This window comes from Streptomyces ferrugineus, from assembly GCF_015160855.1.
In the GTDB taxonomy this organism is placed as follows: domain Bacteria; phylum Actinomycetota; class Actinomycetes; order Streptomycetales; family Streptomycetaceae; genus Streptomyces; species Streptomyces ferrugineus.
Window position 1 is genome coordinate 3425115 of the sequence record NZ_CP063373.1, and the last position, 13957, is coordinate 3439071.

14 protein-coding genes are annotated in these 13957 nt (G+C 73.1%); 8 read left to right on the forward strand and 6 right to left on the reverse strand.

The genetic code is table 11. From position 1 onward, the window contains the following. Positions 1–7: 7 nt before the first annotated feature. Complete coding sequence (locus IM697_RS15680) at positions 8–202, reverse strand: hypothetical protein (protein ID WP_004002760.1); 195 nt, start codon at positions 200–202, stop codon at positions 8–10. A 316-nt stretch (positions 203–518) separates the two neighbouring features. Between IM697_RS15680 and IM697_RS15685 the strand changes: the two genes are divergently transcribed. From IM697_RS15685 to IM697_RS15705, 5 genes are all read left to right on the forward strand, one after another. Beyond that, the gene (locus tag IM697_RS15685; protein ID WP_194048297.1) at positions 519–911 is read left to right on the forward strand and encodes an ankyrin repeat domain-containing protein; all 393 of its coding nucleotides are present in this window, start codon (positions 519–521) and stop codon (positions 909–911) included. 300 nt (positions 912–1211) lie between these two features. Beyond that, entirely contained in the window at positions 1212–2630 is a 1419-nt protein-coding gene (locus tag IM697_RS15690; protein ID WP_194048298.1) for a HEAT repeat domain-containing protein, read from the forward strand. Positions 2631–2815: 185 nt separating this feature from the next. Then, positions 2816–3946 carry a glycosyltransferase family 4 protein gene (locus tag IM697_RS15695; protein ID WP_194048299.1) on the forward strand — a complete coding sequence of 377 codons (1131 nt, stop codon included), beginning with the start codon at positions 2816–2818 and terminating at the stop codon, positions 3944–3946. Further along, a complete protein-coding gene (locus IM697_RS15700; protein ID WP_194048300.1) occupies positions 3943–5103 on the forward strand; it encodes a glycosyltransferase in 1161 nt (386 codons plus the stop codon). The genes IM697_RS15695 and IM697_RS15700 overlap by 4 nt, the downstream gene beginning before the upstream one ends. After that, the gene (locus IM697_RS15705; RefSeq protein WP_194048301.1) at positions 5100–6065 is read left to right on the forward strand and encodes an SGNH/GDSL hydrolase family protein; all 966 of its coding nucleotides are present in this window, start codon (positions 5100–5102) and stop codon (positions 6063–6065) included. The genes IM697_RS15700 and IM697_RS15705 overlap by 4 nt, the downstream gene beginning before the upstream one ends. A gap of 12 nt (positions 6066–6077) precedes the next feature. On the opposite strand, the gene IM697_RS15710 is transcribed toward IM697_RS15705, so the two are convergent. Genes IM697_RS15710 through IM697_RS15730 form a run of 5 tightly spaced genes read right to left on the reverse strand, consistent with a single transcriptional unit; the run spans position 6078 to position 10512 of the window. Beyond that, the gene (locus tag IM697_RS15710; RefSeq protein WP_194048302.1) at positions 6078–6947 is read right to left on the reverse strand and encodes a 5-oxoprolinase subunit C family protein; all 870 of its coding nucleotides are present in this window, start codon (positions 6945–6947) and stop codon (positions 6078–6080) included. Further along, a complete protein-coding gene (locus IM697_RS15715) occupies positions 6944–7561 on the reverse strand; it encodes a 5-oxoprolinase subunit B family protein (RefSeq protein WP_194048303.1) in 618 nt (205 codons plus the stop codon). Before IM697_RS15715 ends, IM697_RS15710 begins: the two co-directional genes overlap by 4 nt. Next, on the reverse strand, positions 7558–8316 hold the full coding sequence (locus IM697_RS15720; protein WP_194048304.1) for a LamB/YcsF family protein: 759 nt from the start codon (positions 8314–8316) through the stop codon (positions 7558–7560). Before IM697_RS15720 ends, IM697_RS15715 begins: the two co-directional genes overlap by 4 nt. A gap of 28 nt (positions 8317–8344) precedes the next feature. After that, positions 8345–9223, reverse strand: a complete 879-nt coding sequence (locus IM697_RS15725) for a putative hydro-lyase (RefSeq protein WP_228044691.1) — start codon at positions 9221–9223, stop codon at positions 8345–8347. Continuing rightward, complete coding sequence (locus tag IM697_RS15730) at positions 9220–10512, reverse strand: MFS transporter (protein WP_194048305.1); 1293 nt, start codon at positions 10510–10512, stop codon at positions 9220–9222. The genes IM697_RS15725 and IM697_RS15730 overlap by 4 nt, the downstream gene beginning before the upstream one ends. Before the next feature lie 133 nt (positions 10513–10645). On the opposite strand from IM697_RS15730, the gene IM697_RS15735 reads away from it, so the two are divergent. The 3 genes from IM697_RS15735 to IM697_RS15745 all read left to right on the forward strand — a co-directional run bounded on the left by IM697_RS15735 (position 10646) and on the right by IM697_RS15745 (position 13938). Next, positions 10646–11338, forward strand: a complete 693-nt coding sequence (locus tag IM697_RS15735) for a GntR family transcriptional regulator (protein ID WP_194048306.1) — start codon at positions 10646–10648, stop codon at positions 11336–11338. A gap of 82 nt (positions 11339–11420) precedes the next feature. Beyond that, a complete protein-coding gene (locus IM697_RS15740; RefSeq protein ID WP_194048307.1) occupies positions 11421–12947 on the forward strand; it encodes a hypothetical protein in 1527 nt (508 codons plus the stop codon). 109 nt (positions 12948–13056) lie between these two features. Then, complete coding sequence (locus IM697_RS15745; RefSeq protein ID WP_194048308.1) at positions 13057–13938, forward strand: hypothetical protein; 882 nt, start codon at positions 13057–13059, stop codon at positions 13936–13938. Positions 13939–13957 lie beyond the last annotated feature (19 nt).

Genomic DNA, 13957 nt, shown 5'->3' on the forward strand with positions numbered 1-13957 from the left:
GGCGGCGTCAGAACTGGATGCCGCCCAGCAGGCTCGCGAGGCTCTCGCCGCCTGCCTTGATACTCGGGGCGATGGCCGTGCTGGCCAGATAGAAGCCGAACAGGGCCGAGATCAGGGCGTGCGACGCCTTCAGCCCGTCCTTGCGGAAGAAGATGAAGACGACGATGCCGAGCAGAACGACGCCTGAGATGGAGAGGATCATGTGAGTGCTCCTGGTTGGTGGGGACAGTCACCATGAGTACTTCCAGGCTCACAGGATGTATCCATACTATAAAAGGTGCAACTGGGTGAAATCCGGCAGATTTCCCCCGCGCGGCGGAGTGTCTTTGACCGGATGGGCTTGGGTGTCGCGTTCGACCGTGTCTGCGATGATCTTTGCCGCCGGCGCATCGGGTCATGTGCCGCGCTAGCCAGTACGCTGGCGAATCACTCGTACGGCCGAGCACCGCTCGCCGGTCGTACCCGTGCTCCCCGCAGTTCCCCGCAGTCCCCGTTCGTAGTGAGAGGCGGTCCGGCCGATGACTGAAGCCCCCGACCCCGAGGTCGTGGAGCTGGCGACCAAGATCTTCGATCTGGCCCGGCAGGGGCAGACCGAGGCGCTCGTGGCATACGTGGACGCCGGCGTTCCGGCCAACCTCACCAATGACCGCGGCGACTCCCTGGTGATGCTCGCCGCCTACCACGGCCACGCCGACGCGGTGCGCGCCCTGCTCGACCGGGGCGCCGCCGCGGACGATGTCAACGACCGAGGCCAGACGCCACTCGCCGGTGCGGTCTTCAAGGGCGAGACGGAAGTCATCAAGGCCCTGCTGGACGGCGGCGCCGACCCGGCCGCGGGCACCCCGTCGGCCGTCGACACGGCCCGCATGTTCGGCAAGGCGGACCTGCTCGAGCTGTTCGGCGCACACTGATCCGAATCACCTGACCAGCGAAAACGCAGAAAACGGGGGAGGCGGTACCGGGCCGCCGAAATTTCGGTCGCGGCAGACGGAAGTGCCGAGTCATCATGACGTCGTGATTCACGGACGCGATGGCTGGGCAGGTGTTGCCGCACCGCGCGGGCCGTGATGCGGTCCGCATGGGCCACTGACGAGAGGCAGAGGAAGATGGTCTACAGCAAGCAGGAAACGGCGGGCGCCCCGACGTGTTGTCACGCGGCCAGGTAAAGCAAGATCCCGGTTGCGTCGACGCTTGATGTGAGGCTGTTTCCCATGTTCGAACCGGTCATAGCGCCCAGCGGTACGCTGCTCGGCCTGCTTCAGCGGGGCCGCGGCGACGGCACACTGCACGCGCTCACCGCCCCGCGCGCCGAGGCGCTCGCGGCTTTGAACCACTGTGTGCTGCGGGATCCCCGCCACGACTGGCAGGTGGAGAACCGCTCCCTGTACTACGCCCGTCTCTACCTCGACCTGAACGGCGAGCTGGACGAGATCGAGGCGCACCTCTTCGACGTCGAGGACGCCCTCGACACCGAGGAGTCACGCACCGGCCTGGCCCTCGCCGTCCTCGGCCACCTCGCCTCCTACGGCCGGCGGGACGCGCTCGCGCTGCTGCGCCGGTACGCCGCCACCGGCTCCAACTGGGCCTGGGCCCTGGACGAACTCGCCCTCAGGGACGACGACACCGGGCTGCGCGCCCTCGCCGCGCCCGTCCTCGCCCGCTTCCCGGCCGATCCCGAGGGCGAGGCCGAGCTGGCCGCCGCCGTACGGGACGCTTTTGAGCCACGGCCCTGGCGGCTGTGGGCCGAGGATCCGCGCGAATCGATCGCCACGCGTGTGCGTGCCGCTCAGGAGGCCGGCTGCTTCGACCGCTGGCAGCGCCAGATGCGACCTACCGGGCCCCGTCCGGGGTGGAGCGTGCAGGCGGTCTTCGAATGGGCCCAGCAGGGCCTAGAGCGCGGCGTCGCGCTCCATGTGCCCGCCGCACGGTGCCTCATGGCCGTCGCGGGCCCCGAGGACCGGCCCGAAATCGTCGCCGCCGCCCAGGACGGCACCGACGGAGCCCGCTGTACGGCCCTGCGCTATCTCGCCGACAGCAACGACCCGGACGCCCTCGCCCTGATCGAGGCGGCCGTGATCACCGGCTCACCGCCGGTCGTGGAGGCCGCCGTCGACGCCTTCGAACGGATGCGCAGTGTCGCCGCCGTCGACCGCGCGCGTGGCTGGGCCCGACGGCCCGACCCGCTGGGCGCCGCCGCCGGACGCATGCTCGCCTGCCGGGGCGGAGCCGAGGACAAGGACCTCGTCCTCGCGGCCCTACGGGAGGCCGTACGCGGCGAAGGCCCCGACGCCCCGACCCTGTGGACCCTCGTGGACGGCACCGGACGGCTCGGCATCGCCTGCGCCGCCCCCGTGCTGCGGCACGTCTACCGCGAGACCGCCTCCTCCCATCTGCGCGGCCGCACCGCCCGTGCCCTCGCCGCCACCGATCCCTCCTTCCCGTCCGGATTCGCCGTCGAGTGCCTCTGGGACTGCGAGGAGACCACCCGCGAGATCGCCGCCCGGCACGCCGAGACCGGCGACACCCGCGTCGTCGAACGACTGCGCCGGCTCGCCGCCGACCCCGCCGAGGAGGCGGAGGTCCAGACGGCCGTACGCAGCCGGATCGGACCGGACGCGAGCACCGGCTGACATGTGTTCACCCGGTGAATCTCGGGGAGATCCGCCCGCCGGGTGAACACGGAATGACCGGCAGGTCAGGAGCACATGGCGGCGGCCTGACCTGCTCGGGTGCGCAGCGGAACGCTCATGGGACGTTTGTCGTTCGGAAAGATCCACTTTGACGCGGCCACGTCCAGCACGGCGACAACACCGGTATGCGTGTCGTCATCGTGACCGAATCCTTTCCCCCCGATGTGAACGGCGTGGCCCACTGCGCGCTCCAGACCGCCCGACACCTCGTCGACCGCGGTCACGCTCCCCTCGTCGTCGCACCGGCTCCCGCTCCCGGGAACAAGGCGGCCGCCGCTCTGGCGCCCTGCCCCGTCGTCCATGTCCCCTCCCTTCCGCTCCCCGGCTATCCCCAGGTCAGGGTCGCGCTCCCCAGCCGACGCCTCGCCGCCGCGCTGATCCAGCACCGGCCCGACGTCGTGCACCTGGCCAGCCCCTTCGTCCTCGGCGTACGCGGCATGGCCGCCGCCGCCCGGCTCGGCATCCCCGCCGTCGCCGTCTACCAGACGGACCTGGCCGGATATGCCCGCACCTACATGGGTGCCGGCGAGGCCGCGGCCTGGCGGCGCATCCGCTCCGTCCACTCCGCCGCCGACCTCACCCTCGTCCCGTCCAGCGCGTCCATGAACGACCTCGAGACCCACGGGGTGCCCCGGCTCAGGATGTGGGCGCGCGGCGTGGACACCGCCCGCTTCCGCCCCGAGCTCCGTGACGAGGCGCTGCGCCGCGAACTCGCCCCGAACGGCGAGGTCATCGTCGGCTACGTCGGGCGGCTCGCCCCGGAGAAGCACATCGAGCTGCTCGCCGGCGCCTGCGGCATCCCGGGCGTGAAGGTCGTGATCGTCGGCGATGGGCCGAGCCGGCCCGCACTCGGCGAGGCCCTGCCCGGCGCGGTCTTCCTGGGCCGACGCGGTGGGGACGACCTCGCCCGGATCTTCGCCTCGTTCGACGTGTTCGCCCACACCGGCCCCTTCGAGACCTTCTGCCAGACCGTGCAGGAGGCCATGGCCAGCGGCGTGCCCGTCGTCGCGCCCGCCGCGGGCGGCCCCCTCGACCTGGTCGACCACGGCCGCACCGGCGTGCTGGTGCCGCCGCGCGACGCGGACGCCGTACGCGACGCCGTGCGGTCCCTGGCCGCCGACCCGGCGCTGCGGGCCGCGTACGGGGCCGCCGGCCGTGCCACGGTCGAGGGCCGCACCTGGGCGGCCATCGGCGACCAGCTCATCGGGCACTACGGGGACGTGCTCGCCGCGCGCCGGGCGGTGGTGGCGGCATGACCGGCCTGCGCATCGTCCGCCTCGCCAACTTCGTCGCGCCCGCCTCCGGAGGGCTGCGCACCGCGCTGCGCGAGCTGGGCAAGGGCTTCAAGGTGGCGGGCCACGATCCCGTCCTGATCGTGCCCGGAGACAAGCACAGCGACTGCGAGACCGAGCAGGGCCGGGTGATCACCCTGCCCGGGCCGATGCTGCCCGGCACCGGCGGCTACCGCGTCCTCATCGACAAGCGCCGGGTCGCGGCGCTCCTGGAGGAGCTCGCCCCCGACCGCCTGGAGGTCTCCGACCGCACCACGCTGCGCTGGACCGGCAGGTGGGCCCGCCGCGCCCGGGTCCCCGCCGTGATGGTCTCCCACGAGACCGCCGACGGCGTGCTGCGCACCTGGGGCCTGTCGGAGAACCTCTCCCGGCGCGCCGCCGACGCCCTCAACGTCCGTACGGCCCACACGTACTCCAAGGTGGTGTGCACCACCGAGTTCGCCGAGCGGGAGTTCGTGCGGATCGGCGCCCGCAACGTCGTACGGGCCCCGCTGGGCGTCGACCTGATGAACCGGCGCCCCACCCTGCGCGACGCCGCGCTGCGCGCCACACACGCGCGTGCCGACGAGACGCTGCTGGTGATGTGCTCCCGGCTCTCCGTGGAGAAGCGGCCCGGCACCGCCCTGGACGCCCTGGAGTCCCTGCGCCGGCGCGGAGTGCGCGCCGTGCTCGTGGTCGCCGGGAACGGGCCGCTGCGCGCGGGTCTTGAGAAGCGGGCGCAGGAGCGCGACCTGCCGGTGACGTTCCTCGGGCATGTCGCCGACCGCAGCCTGCTCGGCGCGCTCCAAGCCTCCGCCGATGTCGCTCTGGCCCCCGGGCCCGCCGAGACCTTCGGGCTCGCCGCGCTGGAGGCCATGGCCTGCGGTACGCCCGTCGTCGCGAGCGCGTCCTCCGCGCTGCCGGAGGTGATCGGCTCCGCCGGGGCCACCGCCGCGGACAACGGGGACGCCTTCGCGGACGCCGTGGAGATGCTGCTCGACCGTCCGGAGCGCGAGCGCCGGGAGACCGCACGCGCGCGTGCCGAGTGCTTCGGGTGGGGCACCGCGGTGGACGCCTTCCTCACCGCGCACGACGCGGCCCTGCCGGCGCGTCCCTTCCTGCGTGCGGAGGGCGCGGCATGAGACCGCTGCGCTACGTCGCCCTCGGGGACTCCCTGTCCGAGGGGGTGGGCGATCCCGTGGGGAACGGGTGGCGCGGCTGGGCCGCGCTGCTCGCCGGCGGGCTGTCCGAGCCGGCCGCCGAGTTCACCAACCTGGCGGTCAGCGGGGCACAGACGCGGGACGTGCTGGAGACCCAGCTCCCCACGGCGCTGTCCCTGCGGCCGCATGTCGCGTCCGTCGTCGTGGGCGTCAACGACACGCTGCGCGGCACCTACGACATCGACAAGATCGCCGAACGCCTCGACAAGGTCTACGCGTCCTTCACCCGTCAGGGCACCGCCGTGCTCACGGCCTGTCTGCCCGACCCGGGCACGATGCTGGGGCTGCCGGGGCTTCTGGGCCGGCCGCTGGCCCGGCGGCAGCGGGCGGTCAACACGGTGGTCCACACGCTGTCCGAGCGGTACGGGGCCGTGCATCTGCACGCGGTCGACGACGACTGGATCGGCGACCGCGCGATGTGGAGCGCGGACCGGCTGCATCCCGGCGAGCGCGGTCACCGGCAGCTCGCGCTGCGCTTCCACGCGATGCTGGCGAAGCGAGGCATCGCGACAGGGACCGAGCCCTCGCCCGAGCCCGAGTTCCCGCCGCCCACCAGGTCGGCGAGCCTGCTGTGGCTGGCCACCGCGGGCACCGCCTGGGTGATCCGGCGGTGCAACGACCTGCTGCCCCAGCTGCTGCGTCTCGCCGTCACCGAGATGCGGCACCGCGCGCGGGGCACCTGCGGCCGGCTCGACCTGCGTGCGGCCCAGGCGGTGTCCACGGCACTGGCCTCGCTGACGGTGCCGGAGGCGAGGGCTCTTGCCGAACCTCGGCTGGTGGCCGAGCACCGGTCCGTGGCGGCCAAACTGGCGCTGCCCGACGGGTTGTCGCTGCCCGGGCCGCGCCCGGTCCCGGGGCACCAGCCCGAACCGGAGGCGGCGTAACGGACTTGGCCGTCAGCGGCGTCCCACGGCCACGAAGCGCACCGCGGTGCCCGGCACCGCCTGCGCGGCGGCCGGGAGGTCGGCCGCGCGGACGACGGCGATCACCGGGTAGCCGCCCGTCGTCGGGTGGTCGGCGAGGAAGACGACCGGCCGGCCGTCGGGCGGGACCTGGACCGCGCCCAGGACCACGCCCTCGCTGGGGAGTTCGCGGGGAAGGGCCCGTTCCAAGGCGGGGCCCTCGGTGCGCAGCCCAATGCGGTTGCTCGCGGGGGAGACGCGGTACGGGTGGGCGGTGAAGGCCCGCACGGACTGCGGCGTGAACCAGTCGTCGCGCGGGCCGAGCGTCACGCGCAGGACGAGTTCGGCGGGGGGCGCCGGCTGCGGGGCGACGTCCACGCGCGCGTGCGGCCGCGCCGGTGGGCCCAAGGGCAGCACCGCGCCGTCCGTGAGGGGCGGTGGGCCGAGGCCGGACAGCAGGTCCGTGGAGCGGCTGCCCAGGACCGGATCGACGGCGACGCCGCCGGAGACGCCCACATAGCTCCGTACGCCCGAGATGGCCGCGCCGACGTCCAGGAGCGCACCCGCGGGCACGTGCACCGGGGCGCCCCAGGCCACCGGGCGCCCGTCCACCGCGACTTGGCAGGGCGCGCCGCCGACCGCCACGGTGACCGCGGAACGGGGCCGCACCGTGCAGCCGCTGAGGGTGGTCTCCAGCACGGCCGCCTCGGGGGCGTTGCCGACCAGCCGGTTGACCAGGGCGGCCGCGGGCCCGTCCAGCGCCCCGGAGCGGGGGACGCCGAGATGGGCGTGCCCAAGGCGGCCGAGGTCCTGCACGGTGGTCAGCGCCCCGGCGCGTACGACGGACAGCGCGCGGTCGGTCATGGGCTCCCCACCGGAACGAAGCGCACGCGCGTGCCCGGCGACAACAGCGCGGCCGGCACACGCGTGTGGTCCCACAGCACGGCGTCCGTGGTGCCGATCAGCTGCCAGCCGCCCGGCGAGGAGCGCGGGTACACGCCGGTGTACGGGCCCGCCAGGGCCACCGCACCGGCGGGGACGGCGGTGCGCGGAGTGGCCCGGCGAGGGATGTCGTAGTGCGGCGGAAGGCCCGTGAGATAGCCGAACCCGGGCGCGAAGCCGCAGAAGGCGACGCTGAATTCGGTGTCCGCGTGGATGCGGGCCACCTCCTGTGCGGACACGCCCCAGTGCGCGGCGACGTCGGCCAGGTCCGGTCCGTCGTAGCGCACCGGGAGTTCGACGACCTCACGCGCGCGTGGGGGAGTGGGCGGCTCGTCGGAGGCGGTCAGCTCGGCGGCGAGGCGGGCCGGGTCCGGGAGGCCGTCGAGCAGGACGGTCCGGGCGGCGGGGACGATCTCGCGGACCGACAGCGAACCCTCGGCGCGGCGCCGCAGCAGCTCGGTGTGCAGCGCCTGGGCCTCCTCGCCCGAGGACACCTCGACGAGCAGCGCCTCGTCGCCGACGGGCAGCGCCCTCATACGAAGGCCTCCACCCGCACACCCGACTCCTCCAGCCGCGCCCGCACCCGGCGGGCCAGCTCGACCGCGCCGGGCGTGTCGCCGTGCAGGCACAGGGACCGCGCGCGTACCTCGACCCGGCTCCCGGAGTGGGAGGTGACCTCGCCGGTGCGGGCCAGGCCCACCGAGCGCTCCACGACGGCCTCCGGGTCGGTGACCACGGCGCCGTCCAGGCCGCGCGGCACGAGCGTGCCCTGCTCGGTGTACGCGCGGTCCGCGAACGCCTCCGTGACGGCCGGGAGCCCGGCCTTGGCGGCCAGGTCCAGCAGCCGCGAGCCGGGCAGGCCGAGCACGGGCAGCGCGGCGTCCGCCAGGAGCACGCCGTCGACGACCGCGCCGGCCTGCTCCTCGTCGTGCACGACGCGGTTGTAGAGCGCGCCGTGCGGCTTGACGTACGACACGCGCGTGCCCGCCGCTCGCGCGAAGACCTCCAGGGCGCCGATCTGGTACGCCACTTCGGCCGCCAGCTCGGCGGGCGGCACATCCATCGTGCGCCGCCCGAACCCCGCCAGGTCCCGGTAGGAGACCTGGGCGCCGATCCGCACCCCGCGCTCGGCCGCCTGCTCGCACACCCGCCGCATGGTGGCCGCGTCCCCGGCGTGGAAGCCGCAGGCCACGTTGGCGCTGGTGACGACCGACAGCAGCCGTTCGTCGTCGGTGAGCTGCCAGCGGCCGAAGCCCTCGCCGAGGTCGGCGTTGAGATCGATCGAGGTCATGGGTTACGTCGTTTCCTCAGTCAGGCTGTCAGGCGACGATGCGGTACTGCTCGTCGCGGGCGTCGGTCAGGAACATCTGGCCCGGCGCGTGGGTGATGGCGAACGGCGGGCGCGAGGCCATCACCGCGGCCTGCGGGGTAACTCCGCAGGCCCAGAACATGGGGATGTCGTCCGGCTCCCGGTCCACCGGATCGCCGAAGTCGGGCCGCCCGAGGTCGGCGATGCCGAGGGCCGACGGATCGCCGCAGTGCACGGGGCTGCCGTGCACCGCGGGCAGCAGTCCGGTCTCCCGCAGCGCCGACGCCACGTGCTGCGGCGGCACCGGGCGCATCGACACCACCATCGGGCCGTGCAGCCGCCCCGCCGGACGGCAGGGGCGACTCGTCACGTACATCGGGACGTTGCGGCCCTGCTCGACATGGCGGATCGGGACGCCCGCCCCGGCCAGCGCCCACTCGAAGGTGAAGCTGCAGCCGATCAGGAACGACACCAGATCGCCGCGCCAGTGCGCGCGCACGTCCGTCGGCTCGTCCACCAACTCGCCGTCCCGCCACACCCGGTAGCGCGGCAGATCGGTGCGCAGGTCGGCGCCCTCGGCGAGGACGGTCGTCCAGGAACCGGTGTCCGTGACGTCCAGGACCGGGCAGGGCTTGGGGTTGCGCTGGCAGAACAGCAGCATGTCGTACGCCCAGTCGGCGGGCACCGCGATCAGGTTGGCCTGGGTGTGGCCCGCCGCGACCCCGGCCGTGGGGCCCGTGAGGCCCTCGCGGAAGCGCGCGCGTGCGGTTCGCGGGCTCCACGCGTGCGCGTGCTCGTCGACCAGGGTGAGTGGGCGGTCTTCGGGCAGGGCAGGGATCGGGCGGTCTTCGGCCACGGCCGGGGGCGGACGCTCCTCCGTACGGTTCATGCCAGCTCCTTCCCGCGCGTCTCCGGCAGCCCGAGCAGGGCCAGCGCCGCTATGCCGTAGCCGATCGCGCCGAAGACCAGCGCGCCGCCCACGCCCCAGCTGTCGGCCAGGAAGCCGACCGTGGTGGGGAAGACGGCGCCCACCGCGCGGCCCGTGTTGTACGTGAAGCCCTGCCCCGTGCCGCGCACCGCCGTCGGGTACAGCTCGCTCAGGTACGAGCCGAAGCCGCTGAAGATCGCCGACATGCAGAACCCGAGCGGGAACCCGAGCACCAGCAGCAGGGTGTTGGAGCCGCTCGGGATGTTGGCGTACGCCAGGATGCAGATCGCCGACAACAGCGCGAACAGCCAGATGTTGCGCCGGCGGCCCAGCCGGTCGGTGAGGTAACCGCCGGTCAGATAGCCGATGAAGGCACCCGAGATCAGGAACGTCAGATAGCCGCCGGTGCCGACGACCGACAGGTCCCGCTCGGTCTTCAGATAGGTCGGCACCCAGGTCGCGAGGGTGTAGTAGCCGCCCTGGACACCGGTCGAGAGCAGCCCCGCGAAGATCGTCGTCCGCAGCAGGCCGGGCTTGAAGATCGCCGCGAACGAACCCTTCTCGGTGCTCCTCTCGCGTACGGCCACGGCCTCGGGCGCGTCGTGCACCCGGCGCCGCATCCAGATGACGAGCAGCGCGGGCAGCGCGCCGGTCCAGAACATCACGCGCCAGGCCAGGTCGTCGTCGGCGAGCGAGAAGACCACCGTGTACATGATCGCCGCCAGCGCCCAGCCGACGGCCCACGAGCTCTGGATCGCGCCGAGCGTGCGACCGCGGTGCTTGGCGCTCGCGTACTCGGCGACGAGGATCGCGCCGACCGCCCACTCGCCGCCGAATCCGAGGCCCTGAAGGGCGCGGAAGACCAGCAGCGTCTCGTAGTTGGGCGCGAAGCCGCAGGCGACGGTGAAGACCGCGTAGGTGATCACCGTGATCATCAGCGCCCTGACCCGGCCGATCCGGTCGGCCAGCACCCCGGCGAGGGCTCCGCCGACCGCGGAGACCACGAGCGTGACGGTGGTGAACAGGCCGGTCTGGCCGCTGTCCAGGCCGAAGTACGCGGCCAGCGCGACCATGCTCAGCGGCAGGGTGAAGTAGTCGTAGGAATCCAGGGCATAGCCGCCGAAAGCGCCCGCGAAGGCGCGACGGCCGCGCGGACCGAGAGCGCGCAGCCAGGCGAACGCGCCGTCGTCGGCGGCGCGTTCGTCGGTCGTGGGGTGGGCCAGGGACTGCGGCGGAGGGGTCGTGCTCATGGGCACCTCGCAGAGGGGGGACGGAGGGTGCTTGGAGAGTGAGCCGTGCCGGTGCGCAGTACCGTAGGGGATTGTTCAACGATCCCTCAATACCCATGTTGTTTCGTTCTTGTGTCTGCGATTGAATTCCGGCATGGAAGAGCACCTGACCTCACTGTCGGAGGACCGCGCGCTCTTGGGGCGCACGAGCACCGCGGAGCGGGTCTCGGACATCCTCAGGAGCCGTATCGCCGAAGGGTTCTTCCCTCCCGGCACCCGCCTGTCCGAGGACAGCATCGGCGGCGCCCTCGGCGTCTCCCGCAACACCCTGCGCGAGTCGTTCCGGCTGCTCACACACGAACGCCTGCTCGTGCACGAGCTGAACCGAGGGGTCTTCGTCCGGGTTCTGACCGTCGAGGACGTCGAGGACATCTACCGCACCCGCGGCCTGGTCGAGTGCGCCGTCGTGCGGGGTCTCGGCGAGCCCCCGCACCGCCTGGACGGGCTCTCCGAAGCCGTCGGGGAGGGGCAGCGGGCCGCGCGCGAAGGTGACTGGAAGGGCGTGGGTACCGCCAACATCCACTTTCACCGGGAACTGGTAGCCCTCGCGGGAAGCGCCCGCACCGACGAGCTGATGCGCAGCGTCTTCGCCGAGCTTCGGCTCGCCTTCCACGTCGTGGACGACCCGAAGCGACTGCACGAGCCGTACCTGGCGCGCAACCGGCAGATCCTCCAGGCCCTTCAGGCCGGCGACAAGGGCGAGGCCGAGAAGCTGCTCGCGGTCTACCTCGACGACTCACTGGACCGTGTCGTCGAGGTCTACCGGCGGCGGGTGAGCGCCCCGTAGCGGCGCGACCTGCGGTTCCGGCTGTCACGGCGGAGGGCGTTCGTTTGGGTCGATGTCAGACCCAGGACCTAGTCTGTGCACCGTGACTTCGCCTGCATCGACGGACCGTGTTCCGCCCCAGCTCAGCGCGGGGCCGCGCCCCGCTCCGGGCCCGGCCGCCGACGAGGGGCTGGCGCGGCGGCTGCGCGCGCTCGCCTGCACCGCACCGCTGCACGACCTCGACGCCCGCAAGGCCAACCTCGCGGGCGAGTACTCGGTGTACGGCATGGCCGAGGTGGCGCTCGCCGCCATCGACCTGGTCACACTCAACATGGACTTCGACACGGGCGCCGACCACGACCAGATCGTCGCCCGCCTCATCCCGCGCATCGCCGCCCAGGCCCCGCGGCGCCCCGTCGCGGAGCACGAGCGGGTGGCCCGCTGGGTCCTGGAGAACCTGATCAACGTCGGCAGCGTGGACCGCGGCTTCCGGGCGGTGTACGGCACCTTCGCGCCGGACGGCAGCTATGTCCGCCGTGACTACGACTTCAAGCTGATCGAGGAGGTGCCGGGACCGGGCGGCACGGTCTACCTCCGTACGACCGACGAAGCGGTCAACGTCCTCGTCGGTGCCCTCGACACCGATGTGACCAGCGCGCAGATCGCCGCCGAGGTCAAGCTCGAGGTGCTGATCAACCGAGGCCGCCTCGCCGACGCCCAGCTCGCCGCCGAGCAGGCCCGGTACCGCACCGTCCAGTACTCCGAGACGCTCCGCCGGGCCCTCGACGCGACCCGGCGCAACGTCCGGGCGGTCGACTGGCTGAACTCCGTACCCGACATGATCGCCGAGGCCCTCGACCACGTCGCCGACCGGTACCGCCACGAGAACGCGATCCTGACCAACATCCGCAAGGCCCGCGACGAGACCGAGGACCCGGAGCACAAGCGGCGCGCGGCCGAGCTGGTGGACATCGTCAAGGACTGCATCCGACGCCATACACAGCTGCAGTCGCGGCTGTTGGAGGCCGGACCGCTCTTCCGTGCCGAACAGGACCGGCAGGCCTTCGCGACGCCGATGACGACGTCCGGGATCGACCTGTACGGCCACCTCGTCGCCCCCGTCCTGCCGTTGCCCCTGGAGCAGTCGGTCCGGGTCACCGACGCCTACTTCGCGCGCGGGACGGGACTGCGGACGCCGGTGTCGGTGCGGGTCGGCGATCTCGTCGACATACTGCTGACGCCGCCCGTGGAGCGGGAGCACCTGGGCGCCGAGATGCCCGAGCCCGACCTCATCGCGACGCCGGACGACAGCCGGTTCAGCGAGGAGCAGCTCGCGGCGGCGATGGAGCTGCTGGACCTGCCCGCGGATGCGCCGCGGCGGCTGTCGGGGCTGCTGGCGCAGGCGCGCCGGCAGGATCCCGATCTGCCGTATCTCGTCGCGCTGCTGGCGGTGCACGCGGCCAGCCCGGCGGTCGGCACGGCCTATCGGCAAGGCGAGGAGAAGCTGCTGTTCGCCGTGGACGACGGCACCGAGCTGGACGATCCCCAGTTCGGCGGGGCCGACCTGATCGTGGGGACGGCTCTGCTGGACGCGGCGGGGATGGCCGCCGACAGAACGGAAGCCGCATGAGCCGCGCTGGGCTTCGCATGAGCCGAGCCGACCACCGCATGGACGACCTGCACCGCACCTTCACGCACCACCGCACCATCGAGCAACACCCCGACAAGGAGCCCAAACCGTGACCGAGCACGTCGAGTGGAGTGAGCCGGAGGCCGCCGCCCCGTCGGCGCCCGCCGCCGTCACCCCCGCCGACGCCGCCGACGCGGCGCGGCTCGTCGCCTTCGGGCTCCAGCCCAAGCTGCAGCCCGCACGCGACCAGGAGTACGCCGATCTGCTGCGCCGCTACCGAGAGGACCCGGGGTTCGCCCGGCTCGCGGACGCCGTGGCCACCGGGCTCGGCCTGATCGTGCTGGAGGTGTCCCCGCGCGCGGGGATGGCGGTGACCGCGGCCGAGGACTCGGTGTTCGCCGTACGCATGGGGGACTACGCGCGTCGTACCTCCGCCGACGGCAGCGACCGGTTCCTGCACGGGCTGGCGCACCTCGCCGTAGCCGCCATGGCGTTCCCGCGGCCCGAGGACCTCGCCGACGACGGCTACATCGGGCGCGTCACCGTCAACGGCGTCGACGCCTTCGTCCGGCAGGCCTGCCGCCGGCTGGAGGAGCGCGCCGAGGAGCAGGGGGAGAACACCGACCCCGCCACGGACGCGCCCGGCTTGGAGGCCGCCTGGCGGATCTGGGTGAGACGCAGCGCGACCGGCGCCACCAAGGACGCCCGCCGCCTCGCCGGCTCCACGACCGGAATCATCGGCAAGGCGGTCGCCTTCCTCACCGACTCCGGGTTCCTGCAGCGGACCGGCGACGACAACGGCGGCACCTACCGGACGACCGCCCGCTACCAGCTCCAGGTGCGCGACATGGCCGGCAGCGCCGCCATGGCCGAGCTGCTGGAGCTGGGCGTGGTCCCGGTGACCGACGGCACGGCGACGCTGCTGCCCGCCGAGAACACGGACGACCTGGAGCTGGTGGCCGACGCCGGGCTGCCGTTCCACTCCGCCTGAAGCCCACGAACTCCCCCGA

What these genes read in the sequence shown, in the direction of transcription:
- IM697_RS15695 (WP_194048299.1), top strand. Translation starts at nt 2,816, where the DNA reads ATGCGTGTCGTCATCGTGACCGAATCCTTTCCCCCCGATGTGAACGGC.
- IM697_RS15710 (WP_194048302.1), bottom strand. Translation starts at nt 6,947, where the DNA reads ATGACCGACCGCGCGCTGTCCGTCGTACGCGCCGGGGCGCTGACCACC.
- IM697_RS15715 (WP_194048303.1), bottom strand. Translation starts at nt 7,561, where the DNA reads ATGAGGGCGCTGCCCGTCGGCGACGAGGCGCTGCTCGTCGAGGTGTCC.
- IM697_RS15735 (WP_194048306.1), top strand. Translation starts at nt 10,646, where the DNA reads ATGGAAGAGCACCTGACCTCACTGTCGGAGGACCGCGCGCTCTTGGGG.
- IM697_RS15700 (WP_194048300.1), top strand. Translation starts at nt 3,943, where the DNA reads ATGACCGGCCTGCGCATCGTCCGCCTCGCCAACTTCGTCGCGCCCGCC.
- IM697_RS15730 (WP_194048305.1), bottom strand. Translation starts at nt 10,512, where the DNA reads ATGAGCACGACCCCTCCGCCGCAGTCCCTGGCCCACCCCACGACCGAC.
- IM697_RS15685 (WP_194048297.1), top strand. Translation starts at nt 519, where the DNA reads ATGACTGAAGCCCCCGACCCCGAGGTCGTGGAGCTGGCGACCAAGATC.
- IM697_RS15680 (WP_004002760.1), bottom strand. Translation starts at nt 202, where the DNA reads ATGATCCTCTCCATCTCAGGCGTCGTTCTGCTCGGCATCGTCGTCTTC.
- IM697_RS15725 (WP_228044691.1), bottom strand. Translation starts at nt 9,223, where the DNA reads ATGAACCGTACGGAGGAGCGTCCGCCCCCGGCCGTGGCCGAAGACCGC.
- IM697_RS15705 (WP_194048301.1), top strand. Translation starts at nt 5,100, where the DNA reads ATGAGACCGCTGCGCTACGTCGCCCTCGGGGACTCCCTGTCCGAGGGG.
- IM697_RS15720 (WP_194048304.1), bottom strand. Translation starts at nt 8,316, where the DNA reads ATGACCTCGATCGATCTCAACGCCGACCTCGGCGAGGGCTTCGGCCGC.
- IM697_RS15690 (WP_194048298.1), top strand. Translation starts at nt 1,212, where the DNA reads ATGTTCGAACCGGTCATAGCGCCCAGCGGTACGCTGCTCGGCCTGCTT.